This window comes from Ewingella allii (genome assembly GCF_044430645.1).
Taxonomy (GTDB): domain Bacteria; phylum Pseudomonadota; class Gammaproteobacteria; order Enterobacterales; family Enterobacteriaceae; genus Ewingella; species Ewingella allii.
In genome coordinates this window covers 1-15,151 of record NZ_JAWUDN010000006.1, presented here as the reverse complement: position 1 = coordinate 15,151, position 15,151 = coordinate 1, and the positions used below count along the sequence as shown (strand labels likewise).

Here is a 15,151-nt window from a genome sequence, read left to right as displayed (position 1 = left end):
GGCTGTTCTGCTCCTCCCCTAATTAGGGGAGGAGAAAAGCCCCCTAAAACACCTGTTCAATAATCATCCGCGCTTCCGCCATATCCGGCGACACCCCCGCGCCGACCAGACAACAGATAAGCTGATTGAGCAATGCCTGCGGGATAGCACGCTCCCCTCGCAAACACGCGTTAGTGAAGGCGACGGTGGTGGCGACGTCTTTACTGTCAGGCAGATCGACATCGGTGAACTCCTGCTTGTCGGCCAGCACCTGCTGCTCGCCGTTAGCGAGAAGATAGATGGCCGGACAGCGCTGCGGGTTGGCGTACACCTCGCCTTCGGTGCCTTGCGACAGCAGCGCGCGCCCTTCCACCTGGCGGAAAAACGATGAAACTTTCTGAATATATTCCGGGTGCGACACGCTCGACAGCCGCAGCACGTCCTGCTTGCCGAAAGGCGTGATCAACTTGGCTAGGGTGTGAGCGCTGTTGCGAACGCCCATCTGCCAGCGCAGTGCCAGCTGCTTATCCATTGGCGGGCAGAGCACGGAAACCGGCACGAAAACCGGCTGCTGGCCTGCATCCAACTGCTGCTGCGCCTGCTGCTGGTCCTGCGCGGACTCGACACCGAGCTGGCGGAAAATCTCCGCGCTGGTGATGCGCGTCGGGTCTTCATCGACGCCGTGAACCAGCACCGGGAAGCCCAGCTTGCTTAGCAGCATCGCCAACAATGGCGTCAGGTTGGCCTGCTTGCGCGCACCGTTATAAGTGGGGATCACAATCGGCATCGGCCTGTCGGCAGGGGCTTGCAGCTGCATCACCTGCTCTTCCATCGCCTGATAGAAACCGAGCATCTCCTCTTCCGACTCGCCCTTGATGCGCAAAGCAATCAGCAGGCCGCCGAGCTGTAAATCAGGCACTTCGCCCGCCAGCATCTCGCGATACAGCGCCAGCGACTGCTCGCGGTCTAAGTCACGGGCGTGGTTCTTTCCACGGCCCACTTCTTTAATCAGTTTGGTGTAATCCATTGGTCTGCCATGTGATGAAAATCGAATAAGGCCAGCATAACTCAGCCAGCAATCAGGGAAAACGGCAACGCGCCGGTCATTTGTCGGATTTGGCGTTGACCATCGCCTGCGCCAGCGGGCTGGCGTCGCCTTGCAGCTCTTTCAGGCCATCGATTACGCCATTAACGTCTTCGGCGCTGCGGTTCTGGCTCAGCTTCCATTTCCCCTCAACTTTGCGCGCCACCAGCTCAAAGCCCACGATGCCTTTCAACTGCGCGGCGATGAAGTTATCAGGGGCGTCACTCACCGCCCACGGCTCTCGCTGCCCCGCTTCATGCTGGGTGGTCAGTGCTTTGAGTAGGGTTAGCAACCAGCCGGGGCTGTCGATAATCTTAGCTTCGCCGCTAACCTGCACCGTGGCGTAGTTCCAGGTAGGAACCGTTTTTCCGCCGTTTTGCTGCTTCGAGGGATACCAGGACGGCGAGACATAGCCCTCAACCCCCTGAAACACCACCATGCAATGTCCGTTTTCGGCCAGCGATTTCCACTGGGCATTGCCGCGCGAAAGATGGGCGCGCAGCGTCAGCTGGCCGTCAGCGTCGACATCCACCAAAAAAGGGATCGGGTTGGCTTCAAAACCCTCAGGCCCGTTGGAAATCAACAGTCCCAGTGGATACTGGCGGATAAGCTCCGCCTGAGCCTGAACGTCTTGTTGTTTAAATGCAGCGGGTAAATACATTGATGAAGTCTCTTAACCGTCAGTTATGAATCTATTGATAACGACGATTAAGAGAACAGTAAAGACACAGTTTTGCGGAAAAGGCGTGGTACAGCTTGGTTAGCGCGCTTTGCGGCGGCGTTTGACCACTTTAGTGGTGCTTTTTAGCCGGTCCGGGCGTTTTACCGAGCCGGGGGCGGGCATTTCTCGCTGCTCGATAGGGAAAATCGGCAGCGCCGCCAGCAGCCGCGAGCCATAGTTTTTACTGATCAGCCGACGGTCGTAAATCACGATTTCGCCGCGGCATTCGTGGCTGCGGATCAGACGCCCTACCTGCTGAATCAGGTTGAATGACGCGCTCGGCAGGCTCTGTACTTCAAACGGATAGCGTTTCAGGGTTTTCAGCCACTCGCCCTCGGTCAAAATCACCGGGCTGTCGATTGGCGGAAAAGCAATTTTATGGATGTGCACCTGAGTGAGCAGATCCCCTTTGAGATCCAAGCCTTCGGCAAAGGATTGCAGACCAATCAGCACGCTCGTGGTGCCCGCCTCAACCCGCCGACGATGCTCTTCCACCAGGCGGTAGCGTGGCTGATCGCCCTGCACCAGCAGCATTAGTCTCAGGTCGGGCATCAGGCTGACAAACTGCTGCAACGCCCGATTGCTGGCAAACAGCACCAGTTGGCCTTTGTGTTCACCTTTGGCTAACTCGGCGCGGAAGAAGTCGGCCATCTCTTCCAAATGAGCCGCCTCATTGACCATCATCGGCTCGTTTTTCATCTGCGGAATTACCAGCTTGCCCTGCTCAATATGGTTAAACGGCGAATCCAGACTGACGAAGCGATCGCCCGCCTTTTCATTCAAACCGGTCATCTCTTGCAGGCGGGAGAAGCTGTTCAGCGAGCGCAGCGTGGCGGAGGTGATCACCACGTGAGGCACCTTGCGCCACAGCAGTTTTTCCAACTGTTCGCTGACGCGAATGCCCACGCAGTGCAGCATCAGATGGCTTTGGTTGTCGAAAAACTCCCGCGTCACCCATTTGCTGATTGGCGCGTTGGAGGCTTTTTCCATCGCCGCCAGCCGCCAGAGCTTGCTCATGGTTTCGAGATAACCCAGCATGCGGCTCATGTGCAAAATCGCCCGATGCAGACGGCCAATGTCGTGTTTGCCGGTCTTTTCGCTGAGATCATTGAGCATGAACTCGGCCAAACCGCGCAGCGCGTCGGTCAGTTTAAACAGCCGCGCGCACTGCTCGGTCAGCTCAGGAGAAAGCGCGCCCATCTCGAAACGGTGCTCGGCCTCCGACGCGTCGGGCGGCAGATATTGGCTAATCTGCTGCTCAATCGACAACAACAGCTCGCGCATCTCGGCGCAGTGGTTGTGCAGCCGCTCGGCGTTGGTCAGCGGCGGCGGGTTTTTCGGGGTGAATAACCCAAGGCACTGCTCAATCTGGCGAACAAAGTTATCGAGTTGCAGATGGTTCCACACCGCCGAGATATTGGCCTCGACCTCCAGGGCGTCGCGGGCGACGTCGGGCAGGTGGTGGCCTTCGTCGAGCACTAACAGCAGGTCTTTGGCCGGGGGGAGCACCATGTCAGACTCCAGCGCGGCCATCACCAACGCGTGGTTGGTCACCACCACGTCGGCGGTTTCAATCTCTTTTCGCGCCACAAAATAGGGGCACTCTTTATAGTAATGGCAGTTGCGGTTCAGGCAGTTAGCCTTGTCGGTACTGATTTTTTCCCACAAGGAGTCCTGAATCATCTGCTGATAGTGGTCGCGCAGGCCATCCCACTGGTAGCGCGCCAGCGCGGTTTCCAGCGTCTTGGAAAACTTCTGCTCTTCTGAGTTTGAAGGTGCCAGCTCGTCGCCGAGGAACAGCCCTAAATCGCCCTGCGCATTCTCGTTGCTCATCATCGACAGGTTGCGCGGGCAGACGTAACGTCGGCGGCCAAAGGCACCGGTGAACTTGAGGTCAGGAATAATCTTTTTCAGCAGCGGCAGGTCTTTGCTGTAGATCTGATCCTGCAACGCCACATTAGCGGTGCTGACGATTAACGGCTTCTCCTCCTCACGGCTTACAGCAATACCGGGGATCAGATAGGACAGGGTTTTGCCCACGCCGGTGGGCGCTTCAATCGCCAAATGACGTGCAGCATCGCCAGAAAACGCCTTGGCAACCTCAGCGATCATCTGTCGCTGTGGCGCTCGGGAGATAAAATCCGGAATTTGTTGTTGCAGGGCTTTGTACCACTGGCTTATCTGATCTTTGACTGCGGGGGAAAGCGCCATTCAACCCTTATAAAATTGAGTTACTGAGAGATTCTGCTACCCATTGTCCCACAGACCGGCCTGCGGATCAGCCTGCAAATCCTGTTTCGGAAGATGTAAATCTAGGTGCATTTGTAAAACAAAAAGAAAGTTCATTTTTTTCTGTCATAAATCGATCACAAACATAAGGTAAAAAATCCTCGCTGTGAAAATTTCAGGCACACATTGAAAGCACAGTACATGAGATGACTCGCGTCCTTTAAATAAAACCCTTTTAGTCTCTTTTTATATAAAAAGAGATAATGGGAAAGCAGGGTATATAAAATGAAACATAAGATTCTGGCATTATTAATTCCTGGTTTACTGATTGCATCCGGGGCACACGCAGCCGAAGTTTATAATAAAGACGGTAACAAACTGGACCTGTACGGAAAAGTTAAAGCCGAACATTATATTTCTGATAATGCCGGTGTTGATGGCGACCAGACTTATGTTCGTTTCGGTTTTAAAGGCCAGACACAAATTAACGATATTCTGACCGGTTATGGCCAGTGGGAATATCAAGTCGCTGCAAACCATTCAGAAGCTCAAGGCACCCAAGACACCAAAACGCGTCTGGGCTTTGCCGGTCTGAAATTCGCTCAATATGGCTCATTCGACTACGGCCGTAACTACGGCGCGCTGTACGATGTAGAAGCCTGGACCGATATGTTCCCAGAGTTCGGTGGCGACGGTTACACCAAGGCAGACCGCTTCCTGACAGGCCGTGCTAACGGCGTAGCAACCTACCGTAACCGCGGCTTCTTCGGCCTGGTTGATGGTCTGAACGTCGCCGTTCAGTACCAAGGTAAGAACGAAAACGACGGCCGTTCTCTGAACACGGCTAACGGCGACGGCTACGCGCTGTCTACCACTTACGCCTTCGGTGATTCAGGCGTGAGCGTCGGCGGTGCCTACTCTTCTTCTGACCGTACTTCAGCACAAACTGCGGTTCGTTACGGCAAAGGCGATAAAGCTGACGCATGGACTGGTGGTCTGAAATATGACAATAACAGCGTTTATTTAGCAGCTATTTATGCTGAAACTCGCAACCTGTACGCTATTTCCGTACCGGGCAGCCTGGCAGGTACTCCTGCATCAGTGAGCGGCTTCGCAAATAAAACTCAGACCTTCGAAACCGTTGCGCAATATCAATTCGACTGGGGTCTGCGTCCATCATTGGGTTATGTTCAGACCAAAGCTAAAGATATTGAAGGCATTGGCGATGCAGATTTGGCGAAATATATCGACGTAGCGACCTATTATTATTTCAACAAAAATATGTCAGCCTTTGTTGACTATAAAATCAACCAGCTGAACGATAATAATACACTGAAACTGAACAACGACGATGTTGTTGCGTTAGGCCTGGTTTACCAGTTCTAACTTGTAGTAAGAAGTAACCTTCATCAAATAAGACCTCATTGTCATAAATTCTCTGTGAACACTTCGCCGGGCTCATCCCCCGGCTTTTTTATTGCCTGTCTCCCGTAACTGACTTTTCACTCTTCCTTAATCCTATGAATCTGCTACAGTTTTGGAGGATTTTCTTACTAATACTAAAAATCAAAGGTGATAGTGAATGAAAAAGATGACGCTGTGCGCCACCGCTGCGCTGGTTATGCTGGCTCTGACGGGCTGTGCGCCAAAAGCTGCCCAAGACCAACAGAAGCTGAACGACCAATCGGTGATGGCCCTCAACTGGTTCCAACAGTCTGGTGAATATCAGGCGCTGACTTATCAGGCTTTCAACGCAGCAACCGTCGCCTTTGACAATGCTAAGCCTTTGGATGGCAAGCCTAAAGCCGTGGTAGTCGATCTCGACGAAACCATGATTGATAACAGCGCCTACAGCGCGTGGCAGGTTAAAGCCAACAAGCCATTCGACAGCAAAACCTGGTCTGAATGGACCGCCGCCAAGCAGGCAACCGCCGTGCCGGGCGCGGTGAATTTCGCCAACTATGTTAACTCCCACGGCGGCACCATGTTCTATGTATCGAACCGTAAAACCAGCGAATACGCCGCCACGCTGGAAAACCTAAACCGTCTGGGCTTCACCGGCGTGAACGAGAAAACCCTGTTACTGAGCAGCGACACTTCGAACAAACAGGCGCGTTTCGACTCCATCAAAGCCGCGGGTTATAACATCGTGATTTACGCCGGTGACAACCTGAACGACTTCGGTGCCGCGACCTATCACAAAGACAACACCCAGCGTCGCGCCTTCGTAAACCAGAACTACAAGCAGTTCGGCACCCAGTTCATCGTGTTGCCAAACCCACTGTACGGCGACTGGGAAAGCGGCCTGGCTGCGGAATACAACAAGCTGACGCCAGAACAGAAGCTGAAAGTGCGTGATACAAACTTGAAGGCGTGGAACGGGAAATAAGTTCCTAACTCGCTGGTATCGGCCCACAGTGACCAAGTGAGATGGTATATAGCAGGGGGTAATCTATCGAGATTAGCCCCTGTTACCTTTTAAATGAGTCAGAAAATCCGGGGGATTACCAACCTTCATGGTTAAGGTTTTTTGCAAAGCAAATGGCTTCCGCCCGGCCTTGATAGTGGCCGTAATTCTCGATTTGCTGATAACCGCGAGCAAGATAGAAGCCGACAGCACGTTCATTGACTCGTCGAGTTTCCAGCCAGATGTGTTGATAGCCTAAGTGCCTTGCCTCAGCTTCAAGGTATTGCAGAATCTTGGTCCCTGCTCCCGGCGAATCAGGCTGCGCGTACATACGCTTTAATTCTGCAACGCCGGCTTTCAATGGTCGAAGCGCGCCACAGCCGACAGCCACTCCCTTATCATTACGAGCAACAACAAAAAGGGCACCATGCTCCGCCATCTCTCGTGGCGAAAAAGAGGAAACGCCGCTGTCGCCGGTGATTTGCTGTAAGCACTGCGAGAGTGATTCCAAAAGCCCTTGGGCGTCGGCCCCCGTCACCTCTGCCGGTTCAATAATCCACTGTCCCGACATCTTTCACCCCAATACCTTAAACATCACCGTGGTCGGCTCAAGTTGTCCTTGCGTTGACATCGCATACTGTGGGATCTGCCCCGCCACCTCATACCCTAACGAGCGATAAAGCCCCTCGGCGGCTCCGTCGGTGATGGTATCCAGCACCAGCAGTTGCTTACCCGCGCTGCGTGCCACTTCTTCAATCGCCACCATCAGCGAACGCGCAATCCCCAAACGACGGGCTGCGGGATGCACCATCAGCTTATTGATCTCTGCCCGATGTGCGCCATTGGCGGGTTGGCTCACCGCCAGTTGTACCGTGCCGACAATCCTGCCGTTCAGCCGGGCTACCAGCAGCCGACGCTCGCCGGAGATGAATGCCGGAATGAGTTTGTGCCAAAACGCCACAGCCTGCGGATGTGCGAACGGCGGAACAAAACCAATGCTCGCCCCCTGCTCTACCGCCAAATTCAGGGTTTCCGCCAATTGGTCGAGGTCCGTTTCACTCAATGCGCCATCAAACACTTCCGTCACTGCCACTTGGTGAATTTTCGACATACAGAGCTTCCTCCTCAGGATGGTTTAAAGGTTAAGGCCGGGAAATAGCGATCAGGTAATGGGCGTCATCAGGGCCGGGCACGTGGAAAGCCGAGGTGCCGAACAGCAGGAATCGCATGCTATCCCCCTTCTCCAGCCTGAACTGGCGCTGGTCGAGCGTCAGTTCCAGCACGCCCTCCAGCACCCAAATATGTTGCTCAAGGCCCGCCACCGGCGGCGAGTCATAGGAGATAGTGGCGCCAGCCTGCAACTTGCCGGTCATCAGTTCAACACGATAGCCATGGGCCGGTGGCGACACCGAACGCCGCTCAAACCCGGTCGCCGTGTCGCGCCACACCGACTGCTGCCCGTGGCGAATCAGCTCCGGCGGGTTATCCTCCAGCGTCATTAACAGCCGCGAAGTGGTTAAGCCATAAGCCGCGCTGAGCTTGCCCAGCAGAGACGCCGTCGGGCTAGTCTCGCCCCGCTCGATGCGCGAAAGCGTCGCCCGGCTGATCCCCGTTTGCGCTGCCAGCACCTCCAGCGACCAGCCCTGATTCACCCTTAGCCAAGCCAACCGCTCCGCCAACCGCATATCATCATTTAGATTTTCATCTTCCATCGCCACGCCTCTTAAATTCTCAATATCGAGAATTTATTCCATATATGGGATTTAAGCAATATGGATAAAACAAAGAACCTCCCCTGAAACGGCACGATTGAAAAGCTAGTAAGTCGCATTCAGGAGTGACGCCGAGGGAGTGGTTCGAGACCTATGGCTCGAGCCGAGCGAAGCGAGACAGCGTTGCATAGCAACGACCCGAAGGGCGAGGCCAGAGGCCGAGTAAGCCCGAACTGAGGAAATCGCCTAAGCGACGGCACTTCGCGACAAACACTGCGGCTGCTGAAACATGTCCATTCCGACCCTGCGAAGCCTCGAACACGCAGCGATAAAAAGCGCGGGAGTCCAGAGGGCGCGCGCTTACGCGCCTTCTGGGCCAGTTTGCGTGGCAACGCAAGGTTTTGTGTGGGCAGCCGCTCTCAACTTGTACAACAATAATAAACTTGTACAACTTTCCCCATAACGGCTAGAGTGAAGGGAAGAAGTACGAATATTCAGGAGGGATCTATGTCTCTGTACAGCATAGGGGAAGTGGCGCGTATCTGCGGTATCAACCCTGTCACGCTGCGGGCGTGGCAACGGCGCTACGGGCTGCTCAAGCCACAGCGCAGCGAAGGTGGTCATCGGTTGTTCGACGATAACGACATCGACACCATTCGCACCATTTTGTCTTGGATTAACCGCGGCGTGCCGGTCGGGCAAGTCAGAGCGCTGCTCGAAGGCACTGTCGCGCCGCTGCCGAGCGGCTGGGCTCAGTCGGAACAGCGCCTGCTCACCGCCCTGCAAGAGAGCAGCATGCATAAGGTGCGCCAACTGCTGGCCGAACTGGGCCGTGAATATCCGGCAATGGCGCTCATCAACAACGTCATTCGCCCATTGAGAAAACGCCTCGGCTCTGGCGGCCCTTCTCTGCACCTGCTGCGCCATTTGCTCGACGGCATGCTGATCGAGCACGCGGTAATGTGCCTCAACGCCGCGCGCAAAAAACCCGGCGTGCGCGTAGTGCTGATGGGCTGGGGCGAGATGGACAGCATCGAACTGTGGCTCGAAGCCATTATTCGTAGCGAAGAAGGCGTGCAGATAGACCTGCTGCCGCAGCCGGTAGACGAGCCTTATCTGGAAAACCTGAACGTGCATCAGATTTTAATGTGGTCGGAAGGCCGCCTGACGCGCGTGCAGAAAAACAAGCTGGCCCAGTGGCATGCACAGGGGATCCCGGTGCAACTTCTCGGCAGCAGCGTGCTATTGAACGAGGCAGAAGAATCCCATGACACTGAAGGTCACTGAGTCTGAATCGGTACAGAAAACGCTAGCGCAGTTGGCGGAAGTTTATCGCCAGCTCGACCAAAGCTCGCTGCCCCAACTAGCGCAAATCTACCACCCGCAGGTGGTATTTATTGACCCAGTGGGCCAGCACGACGGCATTGCCGCCCTCGAGGGCTACTTTCGCCAATTGCTAAAAAGCGTTAACGACTGCCGTTTCGATATTCAGCAAACCTTAGTGAGTGGCGATGAAGCCACGCTGGTGTGGTGTATGGCCTACTCTCACCCCTCGTTAAAAAAGGGTGGGACGCTCTATCTGGATGGCATTAGCCATTTAAAACTGGCTGAAGATCAGGTGATTTATCAGCGAGATTATTACGATTTAGGGGCCATGCTCTATGAGCACGTGCCACTTCTGGGGCGAGCCGTTAAGGCGCTGAAGGCGAGGCTAAAAGCATGAATCATGTTCTGATAACCGGTGCCAGTTCAGGCATTGGCAAACAACTTGCGCTGGACTACGCCGCCGACGGCTGGAAAGTCACCGCCTGCGGGCGCGACCCGCAAAAGCTGGAAGCCCTGACGCGCTTGCACAGCAACATCGAAACCCTGAGCTTTGATATGACCGATCTGGCGCTCACCCGCCAGGCGATGGCATGGGTGCAGGCCGATTTAGTGATTCTGAATGCCGGGACCTGCGAATATCTCGATAACGGGGTGGTGGATGCCGAAAGCGTGACGCGGGTGATTAACACCAATCTTATCGGCCCGGTTAACTGCCTTGATGCGATTTTGCCGGGCATGGCGGCGGGCAGCCGCGTGGCGCTGGTCGGCTCAACCGCCTCGCTGGTGCCCTTGCCTCGCGCCGAAGCCTATGGCGCGTCGAAAGCCGCACTGGCCTACTTCTCCCGCTCGCTGGCTTTGGATTTAGGGCCGCGCAATATTCACGTTTCCACGATTTTGCCGGGCTTTGTGAAAACGCCGCTCACCGATCGCAATGATTTCCCAATGCCGATGATGATCACCGTTGAACAGGCTTCGGCCTATATTCGTAAAGGGCTGGCGAAAGGCGCGAGTGAAATCGCTTTTCCTCCCCGCCTCTCCCTGCTGCTCAAAACCATCGCATTGCTGCCACTGGCGCTGCAAAAGCGCCTGACTCAACGACTGGTGAGGTAGAAACCTATGAAAGTCGCCATTATCGGCAGCGGAATTTCCGGGCTTAGCTGCGCGTGGATGCTGTCCAAACAGTCCCAAAACTGTGATATCACCCTGTTTGAAGCCGCCGACACGCTGGGCGGGCACACCGCCACGGTGGACGTGTCTCTCGACGGGCGCGATTACGCCATTGATACCGGCTTTATCGTGTACAACACCCGCACCTATCCGAATTTCATCGCGCTGCTGCGCGAATTGGGTATTCAGGGCCAGCCAACCGAAATGAGCTTTTCGGTGCATAACCCGGCCAGCGGGCTGGAGTACAATGGCCACACCCTCAACACCCTGTTTGCCCAGCGGCGCAATCTGTTTAAGCCTAAGTTTTGGCGCTTCTTGCGGGAAATTCTGCGCTTCAACAAACTGTGCAAAATGCGCCTGAATAACCCGGCCAATGATGAAGTGACCCTCGGCGATTTGCTGGACCAAAACCAGTTTTCCGACTTTTTTGCCCTGCACTACATTCTGCCGATGGGCGCGGCGATCTGGTCATCGTCGCTGGACGACATGTCCAAATTCCCGCTGTCGCTGTTCTTGCGCTTTTTCGAGAATCACGGCCTGCTGGACGTCACCAACCGCCCGCAGTGGATGGTGGTGCCGGGCGGCTCGCGGGAATATATCCGCCGCATGCAGCAAAAGTTACCCGCCAGCGTCGAGCTATTGACCACCACGCCGGTTCACAGCGTGGTGCGCCACGGGGCGGGCGTCACCCTGCAAACCTCGCGCGGGGCCGAGCATTTTGATCAGGTGATTTTCGCCTGTCACGCCGACCAAACCCTGAGACTGCTGGGGGAAAATGCCACCGAGGATGAAAAAGATATTCTGGGCGCGCTGCCTTATCAGTCAAATGAGGTGATTCTGCACACTGACCGCCGCCATCTGCCGAAACAGCAACGCGCCTGGGCCAGTTGGAATTATCAATTGCCAGTTGAATTCCCGGACGCTAACACCCGCCGCGCCAGCGTCACTTACAACATGAACATCCTGCAAGGGCTGGACGCGCCGCACACCTTCTGCGTGTCGCTCAACCCGACGACGCCAGTAGACGAAAGCAAAATCCTGTTCCGCGCCCACTATATGCACCCGGTGCTGAACCTCGCTAGCCACTGCGCCCAGCTGCAACGCGGCTGGATTAACGGCCACCATCGCAGCTGGTTCTGCGGCGCGTATTGGTACAACGGCTTCCATGAAGATGGGGTCAACAGCGCCAAAGACGTGGTGGAAGAGATGCTGAAAACCCATCCTGCGCTGCTGCAACCTCGCGCCGAGCGGGCCGCATCATGAACAGCACCCTGTATGTTGGCAATGTGCGTCATCGCCGGTTTACCCCGGTCGATCACGCATTCAACTATGGGATCTTTATGCCGCTTATCGATCTCGATGAGCTGGATGAGCTACATCAGGCAGGGATTCGGCTGGAGAAGTTCTCCTCCGCGACCTTTAAGCGCAGCGACTATCTGGGCGGCGGCGACATCAAAACCAAAGCGCAGGAACGCATTGCCGAACTGACCGGCGAACGCCTGACGGGCCGCGTGATGCTGCTCTGCCAGCTGCGCTACTTCGGCCTGTACTTTAATCCGGTCAACTTTTACTACCTGTATGACCATCTGGGTGAACTGCGCTGGATGCTGGCCGAAGTGCGCAACACGCCGTGGAACGAGCGCCATACCTACGCCGTGCTACCCGATGGAAGCCAGCCCGTGGCGAAAGCCTTTCACGTTTCGCCTTTCAACCCTATGGACATGGTGTACCACTGGCGGCTAACCCCGCCGGGCAAGCAGTTGTTGGTGCATATTGAGAACCATCGCAAAACCCGGGAATTCGACGCCACCCTGACTCTCAGGGCACAGCCGCTGACCCGACAAACTCTGCGTAAACAGCTATGGCAGTTACCGCTGATGACGATGAAAACCGCCGTCACCATTTACTGGCAGGCCCTGAAACTGTGGCTGAAACGCGCCCCTATTTACGCTCACCCTCCTGCTGATAAGGACTGACCCATGAGCCATCCAGATGTGCAGCTTGCCCGTGAGGGCGCAGACAGTCGTCGTAGTCGAGCGGCGCGGGGTTTGATCCTCAGCGTGCTGAAACAGCTACGCGGCGCGGGCCTGACTATTCAGGAGCCGGGCGGCCAGACGCTGTTCTTTGGCGAGGAGCACTCGCCCTTACAAGGGGTGATTGAAGTGCAACGGCTGCGCGCCTATCGCCGCGTTTTGCTCGGTGGCAGCATTGCGGCGGGTGAGAGCTTTATCGACGGCGACTGGACGACGCCCAACCTGACTGCCGTTTTGCAACTCTTGGCTGAGAACTTGGGTCTGGTGGATAAAATCGAAGCGCGCCTGAGTTGGTTAAGTACGCCGGTCAACGGCCTGATTCACCTGCTGCGCAGCAACAGCCGCAAGCAGGCGCGTAAGAACATTTCGGCCCATTACGACTTAGGGAATGAGTTCTATCAGGGCTTCCTTGATAGCCAAATGCTCTATTCGTCGGCGTGGTTTCAAGACCCGCAGATGACGCTTGAACAGGCGCAGCAGGCCAAAATGCGCCGCCTGTGTGAGCAATTACAGCTACGTGCCGAAGACCATTTATTGGAGATCGGCACTGGCTGGGGGGCGATGGCCGAATTCGCCGCCCGCGAGTACGGCTGCCGGGTTACTACTACCACCATTTCCCGCGAGCAGTTCGATTTTGCGGTGAAACGCATTGAACAGGCCGGATTGAGCGACCGCGTCACTGTGCTGTTCGAGGACTATCGCGCCCTGCGCGGGCAGTACGACAAGCTGGTTTCCATCGAAATGATCGAGGCCGTTGGCAAACGCTACCTGCCGACCTTCTTCAAACGCTGTAACGAGCTGCTGAAACCTCAGGGTCGCATGGCCTTGCAGGCCATCACCATCGCCGACCAGCGCTACAAGTATTACAGCCGCAACGTCGATTTTATCCAGCGCTACGTTTTCCCCGGCGGCTTCCTGCCGTCTATCACCGCCATGAGCGAGGTCATGACGCGCCACACCGGCTTAGTGGTTCGCGACCTGTTCGATATTGGCTCCGACTACGCCCGCACCCTGCACGAATGGCGCGAGCGGGTGGTCAATTATTGGAATGGCCAAACCGTCCCCGACAGCGACGATCGCTTCCGCCGCCTGTGGCTGTTTTATCTCTGCTACTGCGAGGCGGGGTTCAGGGCGAGGACCATTAGCACGGTACAGATGACGGTTGAGAGGCGATAACCCTCTCCGTGCATTGAGCACGCTTCAAACCACCCTTCATCCCAGCCTTCTCCTCTGAAAGGAGAAGGAGAAAAAGTCTTCCCAAGGATCACGCATGAAGCTGATTTTTGCCTGTTTACTGTCGCTGATGGCGTTCGCCGCGCAGGCCACGCCTGCATGGAGCTCATGGCCGGAGGTGGGTCACGCCACCCTGACCTGGGGGCCGTTTGACGTTTATCACTCGCAGCTGCGCACGCCGAATGGCCATTATCAGGCGGCGCAGTGGCCGCAGGCGCTGAGCATTGAATATCTGCGCAGCATAAGTCGGGAAGAGCTGGTAAAAGCGACGGGCGAGCAGTGGGAAAAACTCGGGTTATTGCCCAAGGCGCAGCACAACGGCTGGTCTGAACAGGTGGCAAAAACCTGGCCTGACGTCAGCGAAGGCAGCCAAATCACCTTTCTGGCGGATGCCGATGGCGGACAGTTTTACTATCGCGCCCCCGACAGCGTGTTGACCGAGCCTCTTGGCGAGCATTTCAGCGCAGATTTCCGCGACGCCTTTCTCGCCATTTGGTTGTCGCCCGCTACGCAATATCCCGATTTACGCAAAGACCTGATTGGCGACACCACGCCATAACCTTGAGGATTTATCATGCTCAGATTAAGCAATGCTCTGAAAGGATTGATGCTGCTCACCCTGATTTTTCTCGCAGGCTGTAGCGCCGATATCAAGGATTACCAGCAGGCCCAGCCAAAGCTGGATATCTTTAGCTATTTCCAGGGCGACAGCGTGGCTTACGGGATGGTGCAGGACTACACCAACAAGCAGACTCGGCGCTTTTCGGTGAAGATTCGTGGCGACGTGGTCGGCCCTACCCTGACATTGCATGAAGATTTCGTCTATGACGACGGCGAGAAGCAGACCCGCGTCTGGCATATCCGCAAACTGGACGATGGCAGCTACAGCGGCACCGCGGGCGATATCATCGGCACCGCCACCGGCCATGCGGCAGGCAACGCCTTCAACTGGAAATACGTCATGGATGTGAAAGCCAGCGGCAGCACCTATCGCCTGACCTTCGACGACTGGATTTTCCAGCAGGATGATAAGCATCTGTTTAATGTGACTTCACTTAAGAAATTCGGGGTGGAAGTGGCGAAGGTGACTCTATTTTTTGAGAAGAAATGATGAGTTGAGCGACTCATGTGCGCTTTCTTTTCAATTGCATCTTTAAGGTCAAGGTCGTGGGCGTCGGCCCACACCGTTTTAAAGTCAAAACCGTGCGCTGCCGCCACACCGGCCTTGAGGGGCGCCTATCGCCGCGCCCCTCAAGACTC

Annotated in this window: 16 protein-coding genes and 1 other RNA gene; 11 read left to right on the top strand and 6 right to left on the bottom strand. The window is 55.7% G+C overall.

Annotation, left to right across the window (positions count from 1 at the left end):
• Window positions 1–43 precede the first annotated feature (43 nt).
• From ybiB to dinG, 3 genes are all read right to left on the bottom strand, one after another.
• Window positions 44–1,006, bottom strand: coding sequence for a DNA-binding protein YbiB (ybiB, locus tag SBO83_RS14065; protein ID WP_396131941.1), 963 nt, complete (start codon window positions 1,004–1,006; stop codon window positions 44–46).
• Window positions 1,007–1,082: 76 nt separating this feature from the next.
• Window positions 1,083–1,724: an FMN-binding negative transcriptional regulator gene (locus SBO83_RS14060; RefSeq protein WP_353501456.1), complete on the bottom strand. Its 642-nt coding sequence runs from the start codon at window positions 1,722–1,724 to the stop codon at window positions 1,083–1,085.
• A gap of 99 nt (window positions 1,725–1,823) precedes the next feature.
• Window positions 1,824–3,995: an ATP-dependent DNA helicase DinG gene (gene dinG / locus SBO83_RS14055; protein WP_396131940.1), complete on the bottom strand. Its 2,172-nt coding sequence runs from the start codon at window positions 3,993–3,995 to the stop codon at window positions 1,824–1,826.
• Between the two features lie 303 nt (window positions 3,996–4,298).
• On the opposite strand from dinG, the gene ompC reads away from it, so the two are divergent.
• Entirely contained in the window at window positions 4,299–5,399 is a 1,101-nt protein-coding gene (gene ompC / locus SBO83_RS14050; protein WP_185688226.1) for a porin OmpC, read from the top strand.
• A gap of 196 nt (window positions 5,400–5,595) precedes the next feature.
• Complete coding sequence (locus SBO83_RS14045; RefSeq protein ID WP_396131939.1) at window positions 5,596–6,402, top strand: 5'-nucleotidase, lipoprotein e(P4) family; 807 nt, start codon at window positions 5,596–5,598, stop codon at window positions 6,400–6,402.
• Between the two features lie 115 nt (window positions 6,403–6,517).
• Here the strand turns inward: SBO83_RS14045 and SBO83_RS14040 are convergent, their stop codons facing one another.
• Genes SBO83_RS14040 through SBO83_RS14030 form a run of 3 tightly spaced genes read right to left on the bottom strand, consistent with a single transcriptional unit; the run spans window position 6,518 to window position 8,132 of the window.
• Window positions 6,518–6,991: a GNAT family N-acetyltransferase gene (locus SBO83_RS14040; protein WP_396131938.1), complete on the bottom strand. Its 474-nt coding sequence runs from the start codon at window positions 6,989–6,991 to the stop codon at window positions 6,518–6,520.
• A 3-nt stretch (window positions 6,992–6,994) separates the two neighbouring features.
• Window positions 6,995–7,531 (bottom strand): GNAT family N-acetyltransferase, encoded by a 537-nt coding sequence (locus tag SBO83_RS14035; RefSeq protein WP_353501452.1) that lies wholly within the window; start codon window positions 7,529–7,531, stop codon window positions 6,995–6,997.
• A 31-nt stretch (window positions 7,532–7,562) separates the two neighbouring features.
• Window positions 7,563–8,132 (bottom strand): helix-turn-helix domain-containing protein, encoded by a 570-nt coding sequence (locus SBO83_RS14030; RefSeq protein WP_396131937.1) that lies wholly within the window; start codon window positions 8,130–8,132, stop codon window positions 7,563–7,565.
• Between the two features lie 143 nt (window positions 8,133–8,275).
• On the opposite strand from SBO83_RS14030, the gene SBO83_RS14025 reads away from it, so the two are divergent.
• From SBO83_RS14025 to SBO83_RS13985, 9 genes are all read left to right on the top strand, one after another.
• Window positions 8,276–8,357: non-coding RNA, RtT sRNA (locus SBO83_RS14025), on the top strand.
• A gap of 282 nt (window positions 8,358–8,639) precedes the next feature.
• Complete coding sequence (locus SBO83_RS14020; protein WP_396131936.1) at window positions 8,640–9,419, top strand: MerR family transcriptional regulator; 780 nt, start codon at window positions 8,640–8,642, stop codon at window positions 9,417–9,419.
• The gene (locus SBO83_RS14015; protein WP_396131935.1) at window positions 9,400–9,855 is read left to right on the top strand and encodes a nuclear transport factor 2 family protein; all 456 of its coding nucleotides are present in this window, start codon (window positions 9,400–9,402) and stop codon (window positions 9,853–9,855) included. Before SBO83_RS14020 ends, SBO83_RS14015 begins: the two co-directional genes overlap by 20 nt.
• Complete coding sequence (locus SBO83_RS14010) at window positions 9,852–10,568, top strand: SDR family NAD(P)-dependent oxidoreductase (protein ID WP_353501448.1); 717 nt, start codon at window positions 9,852–9,854, stop codon at window positions 10,566–10,568. The genes SBO83_RS14015 and SBO83_RS14010 overlap by 4 nt, the downstream gene beginning before the upstream one ends.
• 6 nt (window positions 10,569–10,574) lie before the next feature.
• Window positions 10,575–11,888 carry an FAD-dependent oxidoreductase gene (locus SBO83_RS14005; RefSeq protein ID WP_396131934.1) on the top strand — a complete coding sequence of 438 codons (1,314 nt, stop codon included), beginning with the start codon at window positions 10,575–10,577 and terminating at the stop codon, window positions 11,886–11,888.
• The gene (locus SBO83_RS14000) at window positions 11,885–12,601 is read left to right on the top strand and encodes a DUF1365 domain-containing protein (protein WP_353501446.1); all 717 of its coding nucleotides are present in this window, start codon (window positions 11,885–11,887) and stop codon (window positions 12,599–12,601) included. The genes SBO83_RS14005 and SBO83_RS14000 overlap by 4 nt, the downstream gene beginning before the upstream one ends.
• A 3-nt stretch (window positions 12,602–12,604) precedes the next feature.
• Window positions 12,605–13,834 (top strand): class I SAM-dependent methyltransferase, encoded by a 1,230-nt coding sequence (locus tag SBO83_RS13995; protein WP_396131933.1) that lies wholly within the window; start codon window positions 12,605–12,607, stop codon window positions 13,832–13,834.
• Between the two features lie 94 nt (window positions 13,835–13,928).
• The gene (locus SBO83_RS13990; protein ID WP_396131932.1) at window positions 13,929–14,450 is read left to right on the top strand and encodes a hypothetical protein; all 522 of its coding nucleotides are present in this window, start codon (window positions 13,929–13,931) and stop codon (window positions 14,448–14,450) included.
• 15 nt (window positions 14,451–14,465) lie between these two features.
• Window positions 14,466–15,002: a DUF3833 domain-containing protein gene (locus tag SBO83_RS13985; RefSeq protein WP_396131931.1), complete on the top strand. Its 537-nt coding sequence runs from the start codon at window positions 14,466–14,468 to the stop codon at window positions 15,000–15,002.
• Window positions 15,003–15,151 lie beyond the last annotated feature (149 nt).

Bases quoted from the DNA above. Each gene is read 5' to 3' on its own strand.
- SBO83_RS14020 (WP_396131936.1), top strand. From the start codon at position 8,640: ATGTCTCTGTACAGCATAGGGGAAGTGGCGCGTATCTGCGGTATCAAC.
- SBO83_RS14005 (WP_396131934.1), top strand. From the start codon at position 10,575: ATGAAAGTCGCCATTATCGGCAGCGGAATTTCCGGGCTTAGCTGCGCG.
- ybiB (WP_396131941.1), bottom strand. From the start codon at position 1,006: ATGGATTACACCAAACTGATTAAAGAAGTGGGCCGTGGAAAGAACCAC.
- SBO83_RS14010 (WP_353501448.1), top strand. From the start codon at position 9,852: ATGAATCATGTTCTGATAACCGGTGCCAGTTCAGGCATTGGCAAACAA.
- SBO83_RS13990 (WP_396131932.1), top strand. From the start codon at position 13,929: ATGAAGCTGATTTTTGCCTGTTTACTGTCGCTGATGGCGTTCGCCGCG.
- SBO83_RS14060 (WP_353501456.1), bottom strand. From the start codon at position 1,724: ATGTATTTACCCGCTGCATTTAAACAACAAGACGTTCAGGCTCAGGCG.
- SBO83_RS14015 (WP_396131935.1), top strand. From the start codon at position 9,400: ATGACACTGAAGGTCACTGAGTCTGAATCGGTACAGAAAACGCTAGCG.
- SBO83_RS14040 (WP_396131938.1), bottom strand. From the start codon at position 6,991: ATGTCGGGACAGTGGATTATTGAACCGGCAGAGGTGACGGGGGCCGAC.
- ompC (WP_185688226.1), top strand. From the start codon at position 4,299: ATGAAACATAAGATTCTGGCATTATTAATTCCTGGTTTACTGATTGCA.
- SBO83_RS14000 (WP_353501446.1), top strand. From the start codon at position 11,885: ATGAACAGCACCCTGTATGTTGGCAATGTGCGTCATCGCCGGTTTACC.
- SBO83_RS14035 (WP_353501452.1), bottom strand. From the start codon at position 7,531: ATGTCGAAAATTCACCAAGTGGCAGTGACGGAAGTGTTTGATGGCGCA.
- SBO83_RS14045 (WP_396131939.1), top strand. From the start codon at position 5,596: ATGAAAAAGATGACGCTGTGCGCCACCGCTGCGCTGGTTATGCTGGCT.
- SBO83_RS13995 (WP_396131933.1), top strand. From the start codon at position 12,605: ATGAGCCATCCAGATGTGCAGCTTGCCCGTGAGGGCGCAGACAGTCGT.
- SBO83_RS13985 (WP_396131931.1), top strand. From the start codon at position 14,466: ATGCTCAGATTAAGCAATGCTCTGAAAGGATTGATGCTGCTCACCCTG.
- SBO83_RS14030 (WP_396131937.1), bottom strand. From the start codon at position 8,132: ATGGAAGATGAAAATCTAAATGATGATATGCGGTTGGCGGAGCGGTTG.
- dinG (WP_396131940.1), bottom strand. From the start codon at position 3,995: ATGGCGCTTTCCCCCGCAGTCAAAGATCAGATAAGCCAGTGGTACAAA.